3 protein-coding genes and 1 pseudogene are annotated in these 3,420 nt (G+C 69.4%); all 4 read left to right on the forward strand.

Translation table 11 applies throughout. The features are described from left to right. A pseudogene (locus tag ACFWF3_RS29000) lies at positions 1-507 on the forward strand (2,4-dienoyl-CoA reductase); the annotation flags it as partial. Beyond that, on the forward strand, positions 507-785 hold the full coding sequence (locus tag ACFWF3_RS29005) for an NAD(P)-binding protein (RefSeq protein ID WP_379316732.1): 279 nt from the start codon (positions 507-509) through the stop codon (positions 783-785). The pseudogene ACFWF3_RS29000 and the gene ACFWF3_RS29005, both read left to right, overlap by 1 nt. A gap of 329 nt (positions 786-1,114) precedes the next feature. After that, positions 1,115-2,584 (forward strand): serine/threonine-protein kinase, encoded by a 1,470-nt coding sequence (locus tag ACFWF3_RS29010; protein ID WP_379316734.1) that lies wholly within the window; start codon positions 1,115-1,117, stop codon positions 2,582-2,584. Continuing rightward, the coding region (locus tag ACFWF3_RS29015) for a hypothetical protein (RefSeq protein ID WP_379316736.1) at positions 2,581-3,420 on the forward strand (840 nt) is incomplete at its 3' end. The genes ACFWF3_RS29010 and ACFWF3_RS29015, both read left to right, overlap by 4 nt.

Below are 3,420 nucleotides of genomic sequence, written 5' to 3' on the forward strand. Positions count from 1 at the left end.
GTGATCGGCATGCTCGCTTCGCTCGGTGTCGACCTGGTCGAGGTATCGGGTGGCAGCTACGAGAGCCCCGCGATGTCGGGCCGACCCGCCGACGGACGCACCGCCGCACGCGAAGCGTACTTCCTCGAACTGGCCGCGGAACTGGCCGCGACCAGCGCCCTACCGCTCATGCTGACCGGCGGCATCTCGCGCCGGGACACCGCCGAACGAGTGTTGGACAACAAGGTCGCGCTGATCGGCATGGCGACAGCACTCGCGGTCACGCCCGATCTGCCTCACCGCTGGCGCGAGGGACGCGAAGCCCCCAGGACCATGAAAGCGGTGACCTGGACGGACAAGGCGCTGGCTTCGGCGACCGAGATGGCGATGGTCCGCTACCAGATGCGGCGCATGGCCACCGGCGCCGATCCCGCGATCGATGTCAGCCCTGCGCTGGCCATGCTGGCCGACCAGCGCGTGCAAACCCGCGCACTGCGCAGCTACTCGAAGTGGCTGGCCGCCAAGTGATGTCATCGACCACCACCCGGGAGCACGCTGACCCCCACGGTGCTCCCATCCCCCACAATCATGTCGCGATCGTCGGCACCGGCTTCGGCGGGATCGCCGCCGCCGTGCGACTGCGGCAGGCGGGATTCGCCGATGTCGTCCTGCTCGAACGCGCCGGTGAGGTGGGCGGTGTGTGGCGTGACAACGACTACCCCGGCGCGGCGGTCGACGTACAGAGCAACCTGTACTCGTTCTCGTTCGCACCGAATCCACACTGGCGCGATACCTTTGCCGAGTAGCCCGAGTGCCGAGGTGGGGCTGCGACCGGTCGGATCGGGCCAGCGATGAATTCGCTTCGGTCGTCTCGTCTAACCATGCAGCAGGCGCTTCGCGTCGGCGTGGCGAGGAGGGCTTCCGATGATCGTGATCGAACGTCAGCGGGCAGGGCACGATGTCCTGTGCCGCGTCGTAAACCGCTGTCTTGCTTGTCGACTACCGGGTGGACCGGTAGCTCGACTGTCCCCCGGTAACCCAACCGCCAGTCGGGTTATAGTCGGCCGGTCGGCCACGGGTCGGTCGACTTGCGCCGGAAGGGTCCCGGCGCCGATAGGTTCGGGAAGCACGACGGTTGACTGTTTCTGAGGGCATGGATTTCGCCGGGTACCGCCTCGAGCGGCGCCTCGGCATGGGCGGTATGGGCACGGTCTACCTGGCCCAGCATCCGCGGCTACCGCGCAAGGACGCGCTGAAAGTGCTGTCCGACAGGCACTCCGGCGATGCGGTGTTCCGTGAGCGCTTCCTGCGTGAGGCCACGATCGCGGCCCGGCTCAACCACCCCAACCTGGTCGCGGTGCGCGATCGCGGTCAGCACGGCGGCCGGTTGTGGATCGCGATGCAGTATGTCGACGGTGTCGACCTCGCCCAGCTGATCCGCCGTGGACCGGGCGCGCTGCCGCTGGAGCGGACGGTCAGGATCGTCGCCGAGGCCGCCAAGGGACTCGACCTGCTGCATCGCAAAGGTGTGCTGCACCGCGACGTGAAACCGGCCAATATCCTTGTCGCCGAACAGGACGGCCGCCCCGACCGGGTGCTGATCACCGACTTCGGCATCGCCAGACCCGCCGACGCGCCCACGGATTCGACCGGCGCCGGGCTCAGCGCGACCCTGGCCTATGCCGCACCCGAGCAGATCAACGGCGGGGCGATCGATCACCGATCCGACGTGTACGCGCTGGGCTGCGTGCTCTACGAACTACTGACGGGGTCGGTGCCGTTCCCCCGCGACACCCCGGCCGCGGTCATGTACGCCCATCTGAACGAAGCCCCGCCGGCCCTCGACAAGCCCGGGCTCCCACCCGGATTCGACCAGGTGATCGCGACCGCGCTCGCGAAGAACCCCGGCGACCGGTATCCGACCTGTGGCGCCTTGGCCGCTGCCGCGTCGGCCGCCGCGCAGGGGACGGTCCGGCTGGCAGCGGTCCGGGCTCCCGTCCGGCGGCGCCCGCTCGTCTACGGCGCGCTGGCCGCCGCTGTCCTGATCGCGTTGACGGCCGCGGTGCTCGGTGTCAGCCGAACCGGTTCCACCGAACACGCGCCGACCGCGATCGCGCTCGGACCGCAAACCGCGGTCGACCCGGTGTCCTGGGGTGCGTACACCTATGTCGCGCAGGCATTTCCGGAGTTGCTGCCTGCCTCACAGTTCGGGACCGGGTACCAGGAGATGTGGGGGTGCAGGCCCTCCGACGCACAGCTACGGGACCTGCCCGTCGACGTCTTCGTCCCGACCGGCCGGATCATGTGTTTCGGCAATCGTGAACCGGTGCAGACGATCGAACTCGTGTGCAACGCCGACCGCACCCCGATCGCCCCGCCGCCCACCTACGATCGCGCCGAGGGCGACGAACAGTGGACCAGGCCGTCGAGTCACGGAAACCTGCACTGGGGAACCTATCTCGACCTCTACAAGGCCCCGCAGCTGACGGGTTACCTGCGGCTGTACTTCGACGATCCCGACCGCAGCTTCTGCTACATCGTCGTCACCGGCGCGCGGGACGGCACCGAGCTGCGGGCCGCCTGGTGGACGGAGGCACCGCTGTGAGACTCGCACCCCTGGCTCTCGCGCTCGCTGTGATCCTCGCCGCGGTCTCGGGCTGCGCGATGACCGGTGATCCAATGCCCGTGCCGGATCCCGCCACCCTCGATGTCGGCCCCTACAGCCGCTTCCCGCTGCGCGCGCCCGAACGCGGCAGCGAGTATCACGGGCGCGTGGTCGAATCGGTTCGGCTCGGCGAGGCCATCGCCAATCCGGCCAGGGTCGACCCGGCGCTGACCGTGCCCCGCTCACGATCGGGTTCGGACCCCCTGCCGACCGCCGCGAAAGCGGCGGCGCTGCTGGCCAATCCGGTGCGCGCGGTCCTGGAGCGTCACGGCATGCTGGCCGGCTACACCGTCGGCGCCACCGATGCTTCCACCGAATTCTCGATCGGCAGCAGCCGGATTCTGCAGCTCACGCTGCTGCGATTTCCCGATGCGGCAGCCGCGGGACTGGCCGCGCAGGAGATCGACTCCGCCGACGCGGCGGTGAGCCCGGACAATGTGGCTGTCACGATCCCCGGGCACCCGGCGGCTCGCGCGCACTGGCGTCCGACGGTTCCGACGCTGGCGGCGACGATGTCCGTGGACTCGTTCGTCGTCACGGTCATGGCCGGGCACACCTCGCCCGACCTCGCCGCCCTGACAACGCTGGCGGGCAGGGCTTTCGAGGAACAGCGCCCGATGCTGCGCGATGTCGCGCTCACACCGCCCGAGCAGTTCGCCGACCTGCCCCTCGACCGTGACGGCATGCTGGGACGGATGGTGCCCGAAGCACCGGGGCGGTGGCCGTTTCCGGTGGTGATTCTCGGCGACTTCAGCGAGGTCGCCGGGTGGGAAAGC

Source organism: Nocardia sp. NPDC060220, assembly GCF_042727815.1.
Classification (GTDB): Bacteria; Actinomycetota; Actinomycetes; order Mycobacteriales; family Mycobacteriaceae; genus Nocardia.